The following is a 17,092-nucleotide window of genomic DNA, read 5'->3' on the forward strand; positions in this document are numbered from 1 at the left end:
TGCTCCTCAAGGGGGATGAGCCTGTGTCGCCGTCCGGGGAGGATCACCGGAGGGCCGCAACGGAGTCAAACGCCTTGTGGAGATCCCTGTCGAGATATAGTGCTGACATTTTCGGCCACATGACCAAAAGCGACATTTCGGCAGGTGCTCCGTGGGGGATCGGTCCGTGCTCGGCGCGGTGGGCGTCACGGACTTCGACGAGCGGCTGTACCGGCTCGTGCTGCGCCGGCCCGGCGCGCGGACGGCGGACCTGGCGGCCGAGCTGGGCGTTGGTCCGGCCAGGGTGCGTCCCGCCCTTGCCCGCCTGGCCGGCGCCGGGCTGCTGCGCCGTGCCGCACCCGGCCGCTACGAGGCGGTGCCCCCGGAGGCGGCGATCGAATGGCTGGTGGACCGGCGGCGCCTGGAGACCGAGGCGCGGCTCGCCGCGGTCAGAACCGTCGTCTCGGACTTCGCCCAGCTCTACCACTCCGGCAGGCTCGGGGCCGCCCAGGCGGGGGTCGTGGAGGTCCTGGCCGGAGAAGAGGCCGTCAAGCGGGTCATGAGCGAGTTGCAGCGGACGGTCGGCGTGGAACTGCTCGGCTTCGACCGGCCTCCATATGTGGGCCGCCCCGACGACTCGGCGGACACCAACGAGTCGGAGCTGGCGGGCACCCGGCAACTCCTGGCGCGCGGGGTGGACATCCGCGTGGTCTACTGTCCCGAATCCCTCGACCGCCCCGGCCGCCTGGAGACCCTGATACGGCTGGCGGAAGAGGGGGAGCGGTCCCGGTTCGTCGCGCACCTGCCGTTCAAGCTGCGCATCGCCGACCGCAAGATCGGGCTGTTCCCGCTGGTGGACGGGGTCTACGACAACATCGCCCTGCTCCACCCCTCGCGTCTCCTTGACGCGCTCGTGGAGCTGTTCGACGCCTACTGGGAGCGCGGGCGGCCGCTGGCGGGGCTTCCGCATGTGGCCGAGGAACGGCCGGCCGAGGAGGACCTGCTCGTGCTGCGACTGCTGAACGCCGGGCTCAAGGACGAGGCCATCGGCCGGCACCTGGGCGTGAGCCCCAGGACGGCCACCCGCAAGATCGCCGCCGTCCTGGAGCGGCTCGGCGTGACGACCCGTTTCCAGGCCGGCGCGGAGGCCGCCGCCCGCGGCTGGCTCTGATCCGCCGCCCGGGCGAGCGAAGTCGTCAGTGGGCGCCGAGCCCTCGAGAGATCGAGCGCGCCGCGGTCCGCACGGCAGGCCCGAGCAGCCGCGGTTCGGCGTGCTCCTCCGGCACGACCACGGACAACGCGGCCGCGATCCGGCCCCCGGCGGCGAACACGGGCGCCGCCACGGTGACCAGCGGCTCGGGAGCGCGGCGGCGGACCGTGGCCAGCCCCTCCCGCCGCACCTCGGCCAGCGTCCGCCGCAGCTCGGCGGGGGAGACCGGGGCCCGCTCCGGCTCGTGCACGAGCGGCCGGGCGAGGATCTCCTCCTGGAAGCCGGGTTCGGCGAAGGCCAGCAGCACGAGGCCCACTCCCGTGGAGTGCAGGGGAAGCCGGCCGCCGACGCGGTAGAGCACCGGCATCGCCTGGTGCGCCGAGAGCCTCTCGACCAGCACCGCCTCGTCACCCTCGCGTACGGCGAGCAGCACGTGCTGGCGGGTCGCCTCCGCCAGATCGCCCATGTAGGGCATCGCGACCTGCCGCAGCCCCTGGCCGCGAGGCGCGAGCGAGGCGACCTCCCACAGGCGCAGCCCGATCGAGAAGCGGCCGTCGTCCGCCCGTTCCAGCGCGCCCCACGCCACCAGCCGCTGGGCCAGGCGCAGCGCCGAGCTCGCCGGAATCCCGCTGCGCCTGCTCAGCTCGGCGAGCGTCAGGGAGCGGTGCCCGGAGTCGAAGGCCGCGAGCAGGGACAGCGCCCGGTCGACCACCGGCTCGCCGTGCGGCGGCCGGCTGCCCCTGACCCGGTGCGCGGGTGCGCCCGGACCGCTCATGAGAATGCCCGCTTCCCCACTCGACGCTCGTCTGGCCTGTTGGCAATGTACCCGGCGTCCGGGCCGCTCCCGGCGGCGTCAGGGGGCGAGCCTGTGGCCGCCCAGGGAGATCGGCGAATCGGGCACGAAGGCGAAGAAGTCGAAGTTGGGCGGCGGGCCGACCCTCCGCTCCAGGGTCTTCACCACGTGCCTGGCGTCGTCGTTCGGGCCCGCGAGGTAGAAGGGCTTGCCGTCCTTGCCGGAGGTGACGGCTGACTTCTCCTCTCACACGCCGAGGTGTCCGGCGGCCCCGGCGAAGTCCGCCACCGGTTCGAAGCCGAGATCGCGTGCGTAGTCGACCGCGCCGAACACGAGGTGCCTGACCAGGTCGAGCGGTGCCTCCCGCCAGCCGTACGGGTAGATCCTGAAGTACTTGGGCAGGAAGCGGTGCAGCTCCACCTCGCTCATCACGTCGGGGCCGAGGGCGTGCTCGACGCCCAGGCAGTAGACGTCGACGAGGCAGGCGCAGACCGACAGCTTGTCCCAGCCGTGCTTGCGCGCCACCACCACGCTCACCGTGCCCGCGGTCTCCTGCTCGCCGGGGACGTCGTCGCCCAGCCGGCCTATCGGCTATCCCTGGCGGGCCGGGGTGCGGAAGACCTGGCGGCTGTGCCATTCGATGTGGCTTACGTCAACGGGGTCGAGACCGGTCTGGGGATCGCGTACGGGCTTGCCTGCCAGGGCGAGGACCATCCGCTCGGCCGCCGGGCTCCGGCCGACGAACTTCCGGGAGACGGCGATCGTCCGGTCGGGGGTCAGCCCGAGGACGCCCTTGTCGAACAGCTTGTGATGGATGGCGCACAGGCACAGCCCGTTGGCGACGTCGTCGGGTCCCTCGAAGGCCCACCAGCGGACGTGCGCGGCGTCCAGGCCGACCGCGACGCCGTCCAGCCACCCGTCGTACGCGCAGAAGGCGCAGCAGTACTCGTACGCCACGAGCACGGTCTGCCGGAAGGCCGGGTCCCGGCGGGTCGCGGACGGCACGACCTGTTCGGCGGGAGCGACCTGGTCGTTCAGCTCGAGACCGACGAAGCGGCAGATGTCGGGATGCAGGGACGGCTCGAAGTTGGCGTCCAGCAGGTGCCGCGCGAGCCGTACGACGAGGTGGGAGTCGTCGGTCAGGGCGCGCAGGAGGTCGGGGTGGAGCCGGCCCGTGGCCTGGGCAGCACGCAGGCGTCCGAGTTCCGAGCCGGGACTGCCCGGCCCGTGCACCGTGTCGACGAGCCAGAGGCCGTCGCCGGTGAGGTGGTGGAAGGGGTAGCCGGGGCTGGTCTCGCGCGGCGGGCCGAACTCCCTGAGCAGGGCCTTGAGATCCGCCTCGGCGGAGCTGAACGAGATCGGCCGGCCGCCTTCGCGCTGGAAGCGGCCGAGGGCGTAGAGCAGCAGGAGCGGCTTGTGCGGCGCCCGTTCGCCCTGCCGCGTCCAGCGGCGGATCCCGGCGACGCGCTCGACCCAGTCCATGACCGACACCATACGGTGATCTTCACATTGATGGTGGGCGAGGCTGCGGCCGATGGCACGCCATCACGTCCACCTGTCGCCGGACCGGGAGACCGCGACCCGCGTCGGCGCACGCGGGGGAAAGCCGGTCGTGCTCGTGGTGGACGCGGGCGCGATGCGCGCGGCCGGGCATCACTTCCGGGTGAGCGCCAACGGCGTCTGGCTGGTGGCCCACGTCCCGCCCCGCTTCATCCGGTGGCGAGGTAGCCGATAGACCCCTTCGCGATTGGAAAGCCACCGGCATGCGCCTCTTATTTCAGTGGCGATCCGCGCATATCCGCCCTATATCGTTCCTGCGTGGAAGATCTCATCATCGCCCGGCGCCTGCGTGTTCCCGTCGACGATGCGGGGGACGGCACGCCCGGCTGGGGTGGGGTGGCCGCCCGGCAGCTCGACGCGGCGCTGCTCAGCGTCGGCTTCACGTGCTCACCGGCACTGCTCGACCGCCTGGCCCGGCTGCCCGGCGAGCAGGTGATCGACCTTGGCGTGCGCGTCCTGGCCGCGGTCCGCCGCCTGGTCGGCGACCACGTCGAACACAACGCCTACTTCATCGACTTCCCGAAGAACGTCCCGGACACCCTGGAGTTCTGGGCGGGGCTGCTGCGCGAGGCCATGCTCGACCCGGTCGCCGCCGCCCGGCTCCAGCCGGGCATCCTCAACCTGCTGGACCTGCCTCGATACGGCGGCTACCAGCACACCTACGCCGACCTGCTGGCCGCGCACGCCGAGCTGATCCCCCTGGCTCGCGACCGGGTGACCGTGCTGGAGCTGGGCGGAAGCCTGCGGGACGAGGCGCGAGAGCTCTACCTCTCGCTGGCCGGCTCCGAGGTCCCGCTCGCCGCCGAGGACCTGGCCGCTCTGCGCGCGCTGGCCGCCTTCTGCGCCGACTCCTGGGTTGACGACGAGGCCGAGCACGTCCCGGTGCGCGAGAACCGGGCCGTCATCAACGAGGTACGGCTGGCCGCCGGGCGGCCCCTGCTCGTCGACACCGTGACAGACGTGCTCCGGCTGGCCTCGCTCTGCTCCGGCGGCGACGTCACCCTGGCCACCCCCACCCGCCTGCGCTCCTTCCGCCGCGCCGAACGCCGCCTCCTGCTGGCCGCCCTGGACACCGTCCCGGCCGCCAAGCACGGGGACGTGCTACGCCACCGAGAGCAGTGGAAGCGGCTCGGCGAGCGGCTGCACCCCCACGAGCACCCGCGGTTCCCCCGGGCGGCCCAGGTCTTCGACGTGGCCAGGGGTGTGCGCAAGGCGGTGAGCTTCGGCAGCCGGGTCGAGGGCGCGCTGGCCGCGGGCCGTACCGAAGAGGCCGTCTCGCTGCTGGAAGACACGCCCGGCGCACTGCTGCGCCGCCTCGACCACCTGCTGCGCGCGGGTGGCGGCTCCGCCGTACTGGAGGCGGCGGAGAGGGCCGCCGCCCGCGCCTCCGGCCGCGTGCTGCTCTCCCTGCGGGAGCACCTGCAGAACCGGCTCGCCCCCGTGAACCGGGTCTTCACCAATCGGTACGGCAGAGCGTGGACGACACCCGACACCCGCGCCCCGCTCGACGAGGAGGCCCTCAACCGGACGCTCGCCATCCTGGACGAGGAGATCGGCCGCCGCCTGCCCGACCCCGGCCAGTTGATCGTCGACCCCGCCGTACTCGACGTGGCGCTTCCCTTGTCGGGCAAGGCGGTCGCACCCGGGCTCGGGATGCTGCCCCGCGGCTCGCTGTCGCCCGTGGACGGTGAGCTGCTCCGATTCTTCGTGCACTGGCGCCAGGCCGAGCGGCGCACCGACTACGACCTGTCCGCGCTCATGCTCGACCCCACCTATGACAACCCGACCCACATCTCGTGGACGTCCTACGCCAACGACTTCGCGACCTACTCGGGCGACCTCACCGAGGCTCCCGACGGCGCCTCGGAGTTCATCGACGTGCGCCTGTCCCACGCCACAAAGCCGATCATCATCCCTCAGGTCAACATCTATGCCGGGGAGCGGTTCGACGAGGCGGCCGAGGCGTTCTTCGGCTACATGACCAGGGACGCCGCCCAGGAGGGCAGGCCGTTCGAACCGCGCACCGTGCGGATGAAGTCCGACCTGCGCGGATCCGGCCGTATCGCGCTCCCGCTCGTCTTCCTGCGCGGCGACGACGATGCGTGGCGGGTGAAGTGGTTGCACCTATACCTGTCGGGCTATCCGGCGTTCAACCAGGTGGAGGGCAACCGGGTCACCGCGTCGCTGCTCGTGCGCTCGATCGTGGAACGGGACTACCTCCGGGTCGGCTATCTGGTCGACCTGCTACGGGCCAAGTCCTCCGAGGGCGGGCACGTCACGTACCTCGGGCTCGAGACACCCGCCGACCTCCCGGAAGGGACGCGGGTCTACACGCCCGCCACGCTGCACGAGTTGATCCCGGCCTGATATCTTGCTGATGGCAAGGCCATGGGAGGGCTTCCTTCTCACCTTTTTGGAACCGGTCTGCCCGTACGGGCGCCGGTCTGAATCTAGTTCTCCCGCTTTCCTTGCGCTCCGGCGGGTGAGGCCATTCGGAGGCTTCCTTCTCACCTGGTTCAATTCCAGGTAGGCCCGTAATGGGCCTGCTGGCGAATATAGCTTCCGAGCCCTCCTCACCCGCCCGGCCGGCGAACCGCCCGCCGCAGCAGTCTTCGACCCCGTGCCGCGGCCGCTGCGCTGGTCGGCATCGAGGGCCGCGCGTGCATGCGGATCGAACTCAAAGTAACGAAACAATTGCAGTAAGTAACGTAGAGTCTCGCCGCCCCTGTCGACGCGGATACGGTCACGCAGTGGCACTAGCCGAACACGAAGCGCTCGTCCGTCTGTTCTGCGAGCGACCCGACCTCGCCGCCGACCTGCTCACTCGCTCCCTCAGGGTCGACCTGCCCGACTACGACTACGCGGGCCTCGAATCGGCCGATCTCACCGAGGTCACACCTACCGAACGTCGCGCCGACTCGGTCATAGCCTTCCGTCGTAAGCGCCCCGACGACGAGCCCGAACCCGTCCTGGCTGTGATCGTGGAAGTTCAGCGCGACCGTGATTCGGACAAGCTCTGGTCCTGGCCCCTGTACCTCAGCAGTCTGCGCAGCCGGTTGAAATGCCCGGTCATGCTCCTGGTCGTCGCGCCCGACGCGGCGATCGCCCGTTGGTGCGCCCGCCCCATCGAACTGGGTCACCCCGGTATGGTGCTGACCCCGCTCGTCGTCGGGCCCGCCGAGGTTCCGGTGATCACCGACGCCGGCCAGGTGGCGGAGGACCTCGAACTCGCCGTACTGTCGGTGATCCATCATGCCGACACGCCGCAGGGCCCGGAGATCCTCGAAGCCCTGCTCACGGCGTTGCACAATCTCGACCGCGATCAGGCGGGTATGTACGCTGACATGGTGCGCGCGGCGCTGCCCGGGGAGATCTGGGATCACTTGGAGAGGCACTTGAAGACCGAGACCTACGAGTACCTGAGTGACTGGGCTCGCGACAACATCGCCAAGGGCAAGGCCGAAGGCAGGGCGGAAGGCAAGGCCGAAGGCAGGGCGGAAGGCAAGGCCGAAGGCAAGGCGGAAGGCAAGGCGGAGGGACAGGCCGAGGCGATCCTGACTGTCCTGTCGGCCCGGGGCATCGAGGTGTCCGAGGATATCTCCGAAAAGATCCGGAAATGTCACGACCTCGACCGGCTGACTGCGTGGCTCCGAGCAGCCGCCACGGTCGACTCTTCTGACGCATTGCTCGACGACATTTCCTGACGCCGTCCCGTGACGTGGCCCCCGCTGTGCCGGGCGCCCCGGGGGAGACCGCACGGCCTCGGATCACGGCGGCGGCGATGGCGACAGCTCGTGATGATTCGGTCGCGCTGCCGGCGCTGCTGGAATCCGCCGGGCAGAGGGCTTCGCGGTGAACGTCGTCTCCTGCGGTGATTCGCATCGACGTCGGCCTTCCCCTGCGAGTCCGACTTGTGCGGCCTATGTACGGAGGAAAACTTCGTCGAGATGCCACTCGAGGGCCTCCCGGTTCGGCCGGTCACGCGGCCGATCGGGGACGTTGATCTCTCGTCCGGCCTGGCGGTAGAACTCCTCGCCGTTTCCGAACTCCTCACGCAGGCGTGGGCTGACCAGTAATCGATGCTTGGGATCGACGGCCAGATAGCCGCGGTCGAACAGCGTGTGCACGTCCGAGCGGAGCAGGAGCCCGTTGTCCAGTCGGTGCTCGCCGCCGGCCGTGACCGGACGGATGTGCGCCGCCTGAAGGACCGGCCTGATCCGGTCGCCCGTGATCGCGCATCGCCGTTCGTACGCATGCAGGACGACGGCCTGAAACGCCTGCTGGCCGAGCCTGCGGGGTGCCAGCCGAGGGTCGCCGAAAACCGGCCCCTGGCGGTGCCACGGCTCGGACACGTCCACGTTTCCGTGGATTCCGGCGCGGTTGAGGAGGTCATAGAAGTAATCGGCGGCCGGGTGGGTGGCCAGGTCGTAGCTCTTGCCCTGGACGATGTTGGACGCGAAGTCCGGCGGCGGCCCGGCGACACCATCCTCGGGATAGAAGAAGACGTCGCGGATAATGACGCAGCCGATGACCGGATCCTCACCGGGTGCCATCAGCTGACTGCGGTATTTGCCGACCTGTCGGCGCAGTTCCGTCAGGCTCAGTACGCCGTTGCCCTCGCCGAAGAACTCCCACGCCTCGGAGACCCGGAGGGGCGCGAAACCGCTGAAGAATCCGCCGCCGACCACGCGGTTGTGCGGGTGGTGAGTCTTGAAAAAGAACGGCTCGCCGTGGTCGATCGCGCGGAACTCCCGCCCGCTGGAGGGCCGCCAGAAATTCACCTCGCTGAGGTCCGGATGCCCCGCCAGGAAGCGGTACCAGCCCGCGTCAGTCACCCCGACGTACGCTCTCACAAAGGTCATTGTGCACGTACGTGATCAACTCCGCCAGAGCGCCGCAGCGGTAGCGGAGTCAGGCGCGAGTAGGCGTTTGCTGTACAGGCCGGATCGAGGACAGGTATCCCGGGATGACCGAGACGGGCTCGCGGGCGACGCCGCCGAGCTCGCGTTCGAGCAGGGCGGCGTCGGATGCGCTCAGCTCAAGTAGGGGACGCCGGAGGCGGATGGACCAGGACTTGATGTCGGGGAAGGCATCCAGCCGTGTAACGAGGGGCGCCAGTTCGACCCCGGCGAGGTACGGCGCGAGCGACCGCAGGCCGATGTCGCACCCACGGGTGAAATCCCGGCCCGCTATCGTGACCGGCTTCTCGTAGGCGGTCACCTGCGAGGTGACCTCGGCCGTGCCGATGATCCTCGTCCGGTCACGGGTCGGGTTGTGCCAGCAGCCGCGGGTGGTCAGGACGAAGAGATCGTCCCCCACCTTGAGCCGGTTCACCTCGCTGCGACTCGTCGGAGGGAAGGCCATTCGGGACTCGCGCAGCACCCACGCGACGGCCTCCCGCTCCCCGAGAATCAACAGGTACGCGGTCACGATCGGAACGGTATCGGATGCCCGGGGCAGAGCCGTAAGCCGAAGCGGGCCGGGAGTGCCCTTAATGAGGCTTCACCTGATCGGCGCACCAGTCGAGGGCCGCGACGACCACGTCCCACACGGCTTCGTTCGCGAGAAGAGTGATCGGGAACGACGGGTAGAGCTCAAGCTTCGCCGCTGGAATGTCCACTCCCGGCGCCTCGTTGATCCGTCGCCGGAGTTCCTCGCGGAGTTCGGGGTCCTTGAAGGGCACGCGCTTCTTCAACACGCCGAAGGTCACCTCGACGGTCTTGGCGTAGAAGCGAATGGGGTGGAGAGTCTCACTCAACCCCTTGATCGTCGGAGCGCAGGACGCTCCGGCCGAACGGCCGAACTGCACGTCGCCGCCTCGGTCCCTCCACCATTCGAGCAGGCGTGACACCGCGCCCGCGGCCTGCGGCCCGCTCGTCTCGCCCACCTGCTGGAAGAAACGCTGCTCCCACTCGCTGATCGTCCCCACGTCGTCGGACGATGCGGGTTCCGCCTCGGCGATGTCCTCCGCTCCCGGCAGGCCGAGCAACTCAGCGAGTTCCCGGGCACTGATGCGCTGCGCGGGATCGGCCCGCCAGCGTTCGTCGAACGTGATGCCGTCCGCCTTGAGGACGTCGTACGCATCGCGTTCGTCATCCTCGTCCGCCCAGTAGAAGTTGTCCGACACCTCTCCCGTCGACTTCAGCACGCGATGACCGTTGAGGATGCGGCTGCCGGCGAGATGGGCGCCGACGGGCACCGCGTGGGAGCCGATCAGCTCCGCGAGATCGCCGTAGCTCGTCCAGGTGCCGGGCGGCAGGGCGGCGAGCGCCGCGTGCAGCAGGCTCCAGTCGCGGGAGGGGCCGACCGGGCCGGTCTCGACGGGACCAGCCCAGACGTCGACCGCGCGGTCCGCGATCTCCTCGGCCCGCGCGATGATCTCAGCCTTCCCCCAGCGGTCCTGCTTGGCGACGCGCTGGTTCATCACCAGCCCGCTGTGAGCGAGGAATTCCTTCTTCTTCTCGAAGGACATGTTGCCCAGCTCGGAGTTGTAGCCGGTGAGCGTGAGATTGCCCAGCGTGTGTACCAGCTCCTTGTGCAGGGTCTCGGGATCTCCTTCGCCGGCCAGTTCCTTGAGCCAGTCGGCGCCGGCGTTCTGCGGAAGAACGTGCTCGATGGTGATCTTCTTGTCGGACAGGTCCACGAGCTCCTTGGAGCCGTAGGACTCCTCCAGACGTCGCAGGATCAGCTTCTGCTGCACCGTCCGGCCTTGCCAGTAGAACGCCTTCTCCCGGATGTCCCTGCGGAACTGCTCGTCTGTCGACCAGTACAGACGGGGCGCGGACAGGGCGGTCCGCAGCACCTTCGCCACCGGTTCCTCGCCGGTCAACTGGCGGGTGACCCGCATGAAGATCTTGTTGAGGCTCCCCGAGGTGACTCCGCCGATGAGCCGCCGGACGAGGAAGCTCTCGAGATAGCCGAGTGCCTCGAGAACCTCGTCGTCCGTGGCATCCCCCTGGTCCTGAAGCTCCAGGAGCCTCATCACGACGGGGTAGACCGTGTTCGCCTTCCAGTCGTTGAGAAAGCGCAGCCGGGCGTCGATGGCGGTGTCGTCGTTCGGCTCCAGGATGTGGTGCAGATAGCGTGCCCTGCGGGCCAGGTCTTTCGCGTACTGCTCGATGCGCTCCTCGCTGCCGCCGGTGGCGCGGAGGAGGTCCTGATGACCTCGATAGGCGTCCTTGTATTGGGCCTCGTCTCCGTGTTCGAGCACCAGGACCAGGTACATGAGCTGGTCGAGGCCCTTTGCGCCGAGGAGCTTCTGCATGGGGAGCCAGTAGGTGTCGTAGACATGGCGGCTCTTGGTGGGCAGGCACATGAACACGTAGTTGCGGATCAGGTCGACCTGGCTGAGCCCCATGCCGGTGTTGTTGATGGACTCGAAGATGCGGAAGGCGTTGTCGTCCTTGTCCACCTGGATGTGCACGAGGCTGAGCCGGTCGAGGAAGACGGTTTCGATGCGGCGCACGTCCTGGTCATCCGCCGGGTCGTCGATCTCGACCAGCTTGGTGCGGAAGAACTGGTACGCGCTCCCCACCCGGCTGTCCGGGTCGGAGTTCGGGTAGCCCTCGATACAGGCCTTGAACGCCTCGCGGTCGACCTGGGTCGGCAGCAGCCGATAGCGCAGGTCGCCGTCCTTGTACTTGTTGATCAGGTGGAGTTCGTTGATGCGCTCGACGCTCCGCGGATCCTCGGCGGCCTGGTGGTCGCGTAACGCGCACAGCGCGAGCAGCAGCGTGGTGAGTCGCTGCTGGCCGTCCACCACCACCCACTGACTGAGGCTCGGGCTGAGGTCGGGACCGGGGGCGAGCACCACGGATCCGAGGAAGTGACTGGCGGCCTGCTCCTTGGCCAGCGCCTCCGCCTGCACTTCGATGTCGCTCCACAGCCGTCTCAGCTGCTCGCGTTCCCAGGCGTACGGACGCTGGTAGAGCGGGACCATCAGCTGAATCTCGCCCTTGATCAGATTGCGCAGGGTGGTTTCGTTGGCCTTCACACAAGCTCCTGAACCGGTGCAACAAGTACCGGCCGATCATGGCACAGGGCCCTGACAATTCGCGGGCGAATGAAGCAGTCGCAGACGAAGACGGCACAGTGCCGAGAGTATTATCGAGCAATAAAGGGAGATCACATATAGGCAATTCAGATATTATCAATATGCTCGGGAGTTTTCATATTGGGCGAAATGTACCCATATAAGTAGCGTGCTGTGTCAATATGATCGCGAATCACTGGGCACTCCGTGAACGGTATGTACGCCGACATGGTTCGTGCGGCGCTGCCTCGAGAGGTCTGGGATCACTTGGAGGAGCACTTGAAGACCGAAACCTACGAATACCTCAGCGACTGGGCCCGCGAGAACATCGCCAAGGGACGGGAAGTGGGTAGGGCCGAGGGTAAGGCCCAGGGTAAGGCCGAGGCGATCTTGACGGTGCTGGCCGCTCGCGGCATCCGGGTGCCCGACGAGTTCGGCGACAAGATCAGGAAGTGCCGTGACCTGGAGTGGCTGGACGGCTGGATCCGGGCCGCCGTCACGGTGGAGTCCGCGGACGCTCTTCTTGACGACGCGCTCTGATGACCGGCTACCGGATCGCCCGGCACCTCTGGTGACGATCCGGCAAGCGGCAGCCCGGCGGACCTCGCGCCAGGCACGTCCAGCGGAGAACGTTCAGCGAAGAACGTTCAGCAGGGGACGATCGGCAGCGTGATGTACGAGTCGGGGAAGACCTTCTGGTGCTGGAGGACCAGGTCCGCCTCGGCCGCCCCAATGCGGCCGGTGCCGGGGTTGCGGTCGAAACGGGGGAAGTTGGAGCTGGAGATCTCCACCCGGATCCGGTGACCGGCCTTGAAGACCTGGCTGGTGGCGACGAGGTCGATGGCGAACGTCCCGGAGGACTCGGAAACGCGGATGATGCCGTCGATCACGCTCATCGCCCGGCCGTCGGGATACACGTCCACGAGCTTGGCCGTCCAGTCCGTCGAGGCGGCGGAAGTCTCCGCGTGCAGGGTCACCGACACCGGGCCGGTCACCTCGACGTCGGAGGTGAGCACCTCGGTCGAGTAGCAGAGCACGTCGGGCCGCCGCTCCACGTCACGCTGGTCCTGCGGCCCGACGTTGGTGGGGTCGGGCAGCAGCGTCGGGCCGCCGACGGTCGGGACCGGGTCACGCGGGTCGAAGGTGAAGGTCGCCGGCTCGTACGCCGAGGGCGGCTCGGGGGAGAGCAGGCCATCCGCGTGCAGGTAGTAGGAAGTCTCGACGGCGCGTTCCAGCGGCCAGGTGTCCTCGTCCCGCCAGACGTCGTCGCCCATCACGAAGATCTTCACGGCGGGGCCGGTGTCCTCGCCCTTCAGGAATTCGAGCTGCCGCTGTTCCAACCGGATCGCCTGCCCGGAGGCGGCGGCCCCGAAGAACAGCCGTCCGGTGCCGGCGGCGCCCGGTGCGAGGTGGGACCAGGGACCGACGACCAGAGGGCCGCCCAGGCGGCGGTGGTTCTCCAGCGTCCCACCGAGGAACAGGTCGAACCAGCCCGCCACGTGCATGACCGGCACCTCGATGCGGTCGTGGCGCAGGGTCTCGGCCAGTTCCTCCCAGTAGGCGTCGCGCTCGGGATGCGAGGTCCAGTCGCGCCACCAGGGGATGCCGGGGATGTCGTCCACCGGCAGGGTGCGCGCCGCGGCGTCCTGGTCGCCCAGAACGGGAAGAACCGCGGCGAACCCCGCGCCGACGTCCTCGCCCGCCTCGGCGGCGTGCAGCAACCCGAGCAGCGCCTGCGTCGCGCCCCAGTTGAGGGCCGACCCCAGCGCGAAGGCCCCGCCGTGATACTTGAGGCCGTCGTGGAAGTCGTGCGGCGTCATCGAGGCGACCACGGCCTTCAGCCCCGGCGGACGGGTCGTCGCCGCCTGCAGCGCGCACCCGGCGAGGTAGGACATGCCGCTCATCACGACCTCGCCGTTCGACCAGGGCTGCGAGGTGATCCAGGCGATCGTGTCGTGGCCGTCGGCGCCCTCGTCCACCCACGGCCGGAACTCACCGTCGCTGCTCCCGCGCCCCCGGCAGTGCTGCAGTACCACCGCGAACCCGGCCCGCAGCGCGGGCGTCACCGGGGCCATCCGGAACGAGTCCTCGCCGTACGGCGTGCGCATGAGCAGCGCCGGGAGCGGACCGCCGCCGGCGGGCCGGTGGACGGTGCCGCGCAGGATGGTGCCGTCCCGCATCGGCATGGGGACGTCGTGCTCGACGCCGACCGGAAGCGGGGGGCGGTCGAGCTTCGGCATGAGGACTCCTCAGGTCAGGGCGTAGGCGTCGTAGCGTACGGCGGTGGCCACGCGGGCGGCCGAGGCCACGGCGAGGGTGCGGTTGAGCCAGAGATATCGATCGTCGCCGGTCTCGAAGCGGCAGAACAGCCGGAAGTAGTACTCCGACGGGTCGACGTCCTCGCCCCGCGCGAGGCGGCCGAGCACCTCGGGGGAGCCGTGCCGGACTCCGCTGGTGGTGATGTAGAGATGCGCGCCGTCGTGCGTGCGCAGCGTGTAGCGGGTGTCGATGCTGATCATGCCGTCGGCGTGGACGACCTGCCAGTCGGCCCCGCCGGGCAGCACGGTGCCCGACAGGCGGGGGCCGTCGAACGTGCCGCCCACGATGTTGACCACACGCCGGTGGCCCCACTGAGAGTCACCCAGGTCGAGCACGGGGTCGAGATCCACGCGGAACGTGGCGAGCGGTTCCAGGTTCACGAGACCGCGCTCCGATCGACGCTCCACGACGGGCGCTCGTTGAGCGAGGCGGGGTCGAACCCGGCCGTGCGCTTGTAGGAGGCGGCGATCTCCGCCCGCTCGGTGTGGGGGATGACCTGCTCGATGTCGTCGAACCCGCCGGGCGCGCGTTCGTGGGCGAGCTTCATGACGATCTCCGGGCCCATCTCGCGGTTGGACAGTTGCAGCGCCGTCGTGGCCGGCCGGCGCGTCTCCTCGTACGCCGCCAGGTCGCCCCGGGCGAGGGCGTACGCCAGCACCCTGGCGTCGACGATCGCCTGGGAGGCGCCGTTGGAGCCGATCGGATACATCGCGTGCGCCGCGTCGCCGAGCAACGTGACGTCGCCGAAGGTCCAGCGGGGGAGCGGGTCGCGGTCCACCATCGGGTACTCGTACGCGGTCTCGGCACCGGCGATGATCCCCGGCACGTCGAGCCAGTCGAAGCGCCAGTCGGCGAAGTGCCTGCCGATCTCGGCCAGGTCGGCCGGGCGGTTCCAGTTCCCCCGGTCCGGGGCGTCGCCGTCCAGAGGTCGCTCCGCGATCCAGTTGATCAGTGTGCGGTCGCCGGTCTCGATCGGGTAGGCGACGAACTTCTGCGTGCCGTCGCCCGCCATGATCATCGATCGGCCGGTCAGGAACGGCTCGCCGTAGGTGACGCCCCGCCACAGGACCAGGCCGTTCCACGGGGGCGGGCCCTCATCGGGGTACAGATGGGCGCGCACGGCCGAGTGGATTCCGTCCGCGCCGATCAGCAGGTCCTCGGTGCCGGGGCCGGTGATCCGGCTGCCGGTCCGTACGGCGTCCGGGCCCAGCCGCTCCACCACCGCCTCCAGCAGGAGCATCTGGAGCCTCCCGCGATGGACGGAGTACTGCGGCCAGGCGTAACCCGCGGCCAGACCCCGGGGTTCGGACCAGATCGGCGTGCCGTAGCGGTTGAAGTAGGCCAGTTCGGCCGTGGCGACGCCGATCTCCGCCAGCCGGTCGGCCAGGCTCAGCTCGGTCAGCTCCCGTACGGCATGCGGGAGGAGGTTGATCCCGACGCCCAGCGGCCGGATCTCGGGGGCGGCCTCGTGCACGGTCACGTCCTCGAACCCGGCCGCGTGCAGGCTGAGCGCGGCGGTCAGCCCGCCGATGCCCGCTCCGGCGATGACGATGCGCACGGGCGCCCTCCGGGGGAGACGAGAAGTTGTTATGGCCGAAACAATATTCACGACACCGCTGCGGCTGCGCAAGACTTGACCGGTGAACAGCGAGCCCGACACCCGGCCGGATCTCGGCGTGGACGTGCCGCCTGACCTGCGGTATGCCGCGTACGCGCGCGAGCGCCTGGCGGCCATGTCGCCTCCGGCCGACGCCGAGGCGTTCGCGCTGGCCTACCACCTGCTCCAGCTCGCCTACTTGCTGGTCACCGACCTGGAGACCCGGATCCACCGCCCGCGCGGCCTGACGCTGCCCGGTTTCCGGCTGATGTTCAAGCTCTGGCTGCTCGGCCCCACCCAGCCCGTACGGCTCGCCGAGATCTCCGCCATGTCGCGGTCCGCGGTGACCAACGCCGTCAACACCCTCGAACGCGGCGGCCTGGTCGAACGCCGGCCCGTGCCGGAGGACGGCCGCGCGGTGGTCGTCACGCTGACCGCGATGGGCGAGGCGGCCGTGCGCGAGGCATTCTCCGAGCAGACCCGCAGGGAGCGGGAGTGGTTCGCCTGTCTCGGTCCCGCCGAGCGCGAGCAGATGACCGCCCTGCTGGCCCGGATCCTCCACAGCCGGCCGGCGGATCTTTCATAGGACAAACCGGGGCAGTCGCCCAGAAGCCACCCGTAAAGTTCTCGCAGGCGTCCCCGGGGGCGGGACGCGCCCGCTTCACCGTGAGGACCGCACCAGTGGCCGTTTCCGAGCAGTTCCCGCCGTTCGCGGAGCCGGACGCCGACGCCGCGGCCGGGGACCGGCCCGGCGGCGCGGAGCCGGACCCGTTCCCCGGCGACACTCACTGGTACGACCTGCCGGACGACGACGCCGCGCCGGAGGAGGACGTCGAGCCCCTCACGTCGGGAAGGCGCCTGTGGCGCGCGCTGAGGCGGCGCTGAAGCAGAAGGCGGCAGAGTCAGCCGTCGCGCCGCCGGGTTGCGGCGTCGGCGAGCAGCCCGAGCCCGACGCCCAGCATCCACACGTCCTTGCTGACGCCGATGCCCGCCGGGCTCGGCCAGATGCTGCGGGGCTGGTGCAGCGCGGGCGTGCGCAGGTAGAGCGCGAGCAGGCCGCCGGAGAAGCCCGTGAGCGCGGCCCCGGCGACCGCTGCGGGCACGAACGGCGTCAGGAGCGCCACGCCCGTCGCGATCTCGGCCGCCGACAGCAGCTTGAGGAACCGGCGAGGCGGGACGGACTTCAGGAACGGGAAGGCGCCGACGGCCATGCCGTGGATGCCGGCGGCTTGATCGTCGTCGCCGTTCCACTTCTCCACGCCGGAGTGCAGGATGTACGCACCCGTGGCGACCCGGCCCGGCACCTCCCGGGCCCTCATGAACTTCATCGGCGACTCCTGTCCATTTTGGCCTATTCTGTCCGGCCTGTGACGATACTCGCCCGCCGGGCCGAACCGACGCCCGGGGCCGTCACAGGAAGTGGAGGCGGTCGAAGAGCTCAGCGGCTCGCCGTCGAGGCTCACCTGCCCTGCCCTGCCCGGTTCCCGGGCCGACGCGCGCCTCGCCGGTGCGGGCGTTGCGCTCCATCGCGGCGGGGCCGATGCCCCGGATGCCGCGTACGCCGATCCGGGCCCGGGGGGTGGGCAGGCCACCGGCCGGCTG

16 protein-coding genes and 1 pseudogene are annotated in these 17,092 nt (G+C 69.7%); 7 read left to right on the plus strand and 10 right to left on the minus strand.

The window, feature by feature from the left end:
• Positions 1 to 151 precede the first annotated feature (151 nt).
• On the plus strand, positions 152 to 1,150 hold the full coding sequence (locus ABZ857_RS16915) for a LuxR C-terminal-related transcriptional regulator (RefSeq protein ID WP_357043802.1): 999 nt from the start codon (positions 152 to 154) through the stop codon (positions 1,148 to 1,150).
• A 25-nt stretch (positions 1,151 to 1,175) separates the two neighbouring features.
• Here ABZ857_RS16915 and ABZ857_RS16920 read toward each other — a convergent pair whose 3' ends face one another.
• The 3 genes from ABZ857_RS16920 to ABZ857_RS16930 form a co-directional block, all read right to left on the minus strand.
• Positions 1,176 to 1,964: an IclR family transcriptional regulator gene (locus ABZ857_RS16920; RefSeq protein WP_357043804.1), complete on the minus strand. Its 789-nt coding sequence runs from the start codon at positions 1,962 to 1,964 to the stop codon at positions 1,176 to 1,178.
• Between the two features lie 264 nt (positions 1,965 to 2,228).
• Positions 2,229 to 2,519, minus strand: a complete 291-nt coding sequence (locus tag ABZ857_RS16925; protein ID WP_357043806.1) for a hypothetical protein — start codon at positions 2,517 to 2,519, stop codon at positions 2,229 to 2,231.
• A 54-nt stretch (positions 2,520 to 2,573) separates the two neighbouring features.
• Positions 2,574 to 3,464: a phosphorothioated DNA-binding restriction endonuclease gene (locus tag ABZ857_RS16930; RefSeq protein WP_357043808.1), complete on the minus strand. Its 891-nt coding sequence runs from the start codon at positions 3,462 to 3,464 to the stop codon at positions 2,574 to 2,576.
• Positions 3,465 to 3,507: 43 nt separating this feature from the next.
• Between ABZ857_RS16930 and ABZ857_RS16935 the strand changes: the two are divergent.
• From ABZ857_RS16935 to ABZ857_RS16945, 3 genes and pseudogenes are all read left to right on the plus strand, one after another.
• Positions 3,508 to 3,717: pseudogene (locus tag ABZ857_RS16935) on the plus strand (RNA 2'-phosphotransferase); the annotation flags it as partial.
• 83 nt (positions 3,718 to 3,800) lie between these two features.
• Positions 3,801 to 5,909: a hypothetical protein gene (locus ABZ857_RS16940; RefSeq protein ID WP_357043809.1), complete on the plus strand. Its 2,109-nt coding sequence runs from the start codon at positions 3,801 to 3,803 to the stop codon at positions 5,907 to 5,909.
• Positions 5,910 to 6,292: 383 nt separating this feature from the next.
• Positions 6,293 to 7,246: a hypothetical protein gene (locus ABZ857_RS16945; protein WP_357043811.1), complete on the plus strand. Its 954-nt coding sequence runs from the start codon at positions 6,293 to 6,295 to the stop codon at positions 7,244 to 7,246.
• Between the two features lie 216 nt (positions 7,247 to 7,462).
• Here the strand turns inward: ABZ857_RS16945 and ABZ857_RS16950 are convergent, their stop codons facing one another.
• The 3 genes from ABZ857_RS16950 to ABZ857_RS16960 form a co-directional block, all read right to left on the minus strand.
• A complete protein-coding gene (locus tag ABZ857_RS16950) occupies positions 7,463 to 8,404 on the minus strand; it encodes an HNH endonuclease (protein WP_357043813.1) in 942 nt (313 codons plus the stop codon).
• Between the two features lie 49 nt (positions 8,405 to 8,453).
• Positions 8,454 to 8,972, minus strand: coding sequence for a hypothetical protein (locus ABZ857_RS16955; RefSeq protein ID WP_357043815.1), 519 nt, complete (start codon positions 8,970 to 8,972; stop codon positions 8,454 to 8,456).
• A gap of 61 nt (positions 8,973 to 9,033) precedes the next feature.
• Positions 9,034 to 11,535 carry a DUF262 domain-containing protein gene (locus ABZ857_RS16960; RefSeq protein ID WP_357043819.1) on the minus strand — a complete coding sequence of 834 codons (2,502 nt, stop codon included), beginning with the start codon at positions 11,533 to 11,535 and terminating at the stop codon, positions 9,034 to 9,036.
• 255 nt (positions 11,536 to 11,790) lie between these two features.
• Between ABZ857_RS16960 and ABZ857_RS16965 the strand changes: the two genes are divergently transcribed.
• A complete protein-coding gene (locus tag ABZ857_RS16965; RefSeq protein ID WP_357043821.1) occupies positions 11,791 to 12,114 on the plus strand; it encodes a hypothetical protein in 324 nt (107 codons plus the stop codon).
• Between the two features lie 107 nt (positions 12,115 to 12,221).
• Here ABZ857_RS16965 and ABZ857_RS16970 read toward each other — a convergent pair whose 3' ends face one another.
• Genes ABZ857_RS16970 through ABZ857_RS16980 form a run of 3 tightly spaced genes read right to left on the minus strand, consistent with a single transcriptional unit; the run spans position 12,222 to position 15,451 of the window.
• Positions 12,222 to 13,814: a CocE/NonD family hydrolase gene (locus tag ABZ857_RS16970; RefSeq protein WP_357043823.1), complete on the minus strand. Its 1,593-nt coding sequence runs from the start codon at positions 13,812 to 13,814 to the stop codon at positions 12,222 to 12,224.
• A 9-nt stretch (positions 13,815 to 13,823) separates the two neighbouring features.
• Positions 13,824 to 14,300 carry a DUF3237 domain-containing protein gene (locus tag ABZ857_RS16975; RefSeq protein ID WP_193208876.1) on the minus strand — a complete coding sequence of 159 codons (477 nt, stop codon included), beginning with the start codon at positions 14,298 to 14,300 and terminating at the stop codon, positions 13,824 to 13,826.
• Positions 14,270 to 15,451: a flavin-dependent oxidoreductase gene (locus ABZ857_RS16980; protein WP_357043825.1), complete on the minus strand. Its 1,182-nt coding sequence runs from the start codon at positions 15,449 to 15,451 to the stop codon at positions 14,270 to 14,272. The genes ABZ857_RS16975 and ABZ857_RS16980 overlap by 31 nt, the downstream gene beginning before the upstream one ends.
• Positions 15,452 to 15,533: 82 nt before the next feature.
• On the opposite strand from ABZ857_RS16980, the gene ABZ857_RS16985 reads away from it, so the two are divergent.
• Entirely contained in the window at positions 15,534 to 16,076 is a 543-nt protein-coding gene (locus ABZ857_RS16985) for a MarR family transcriptional regulator (RefSeq protein ID WP_357043828.1), read from the plus strand.
• A gap of 95 nt (positions 16,077 to 16,171) precedes the next feature.
• Positions 16,172 to 16,375, plus strand: coding sequence for a hypothetical protein (locus ABZ857_RS16990; RefSeq protein ID WP_357043830.1), 204 nt, complete (start codon positions 16,172 to 16,174; stop codon positions 16,373 to 16,375).
• 17 nt (positions 16,376 to 16,392) lie between these two features.
• Here ABZ857_RS16990 and ABZ857_RS16995 read toward each other — a convergent pair whose 3' ends face one another.
• Entirely contained in the window at positions 16,393 to 16,818 is a 426-nt protein-coding gene (locus tag ABZ857_RS16995) for a hypothetical protein (protein WP_357043832.1), read from the minus strand.
• Between the last annotated feature and the right edge of the window lie 274 nt (positions 16,819 to 17,092).

Source organism: Microbispora sp. NPDC046933, assembly GCF_040644635.1.
GTDB lineage: Bacteria > Actinomycetota > Actinomycetes > Streptosporangiales > Streptosporangiaceae > Microbispora.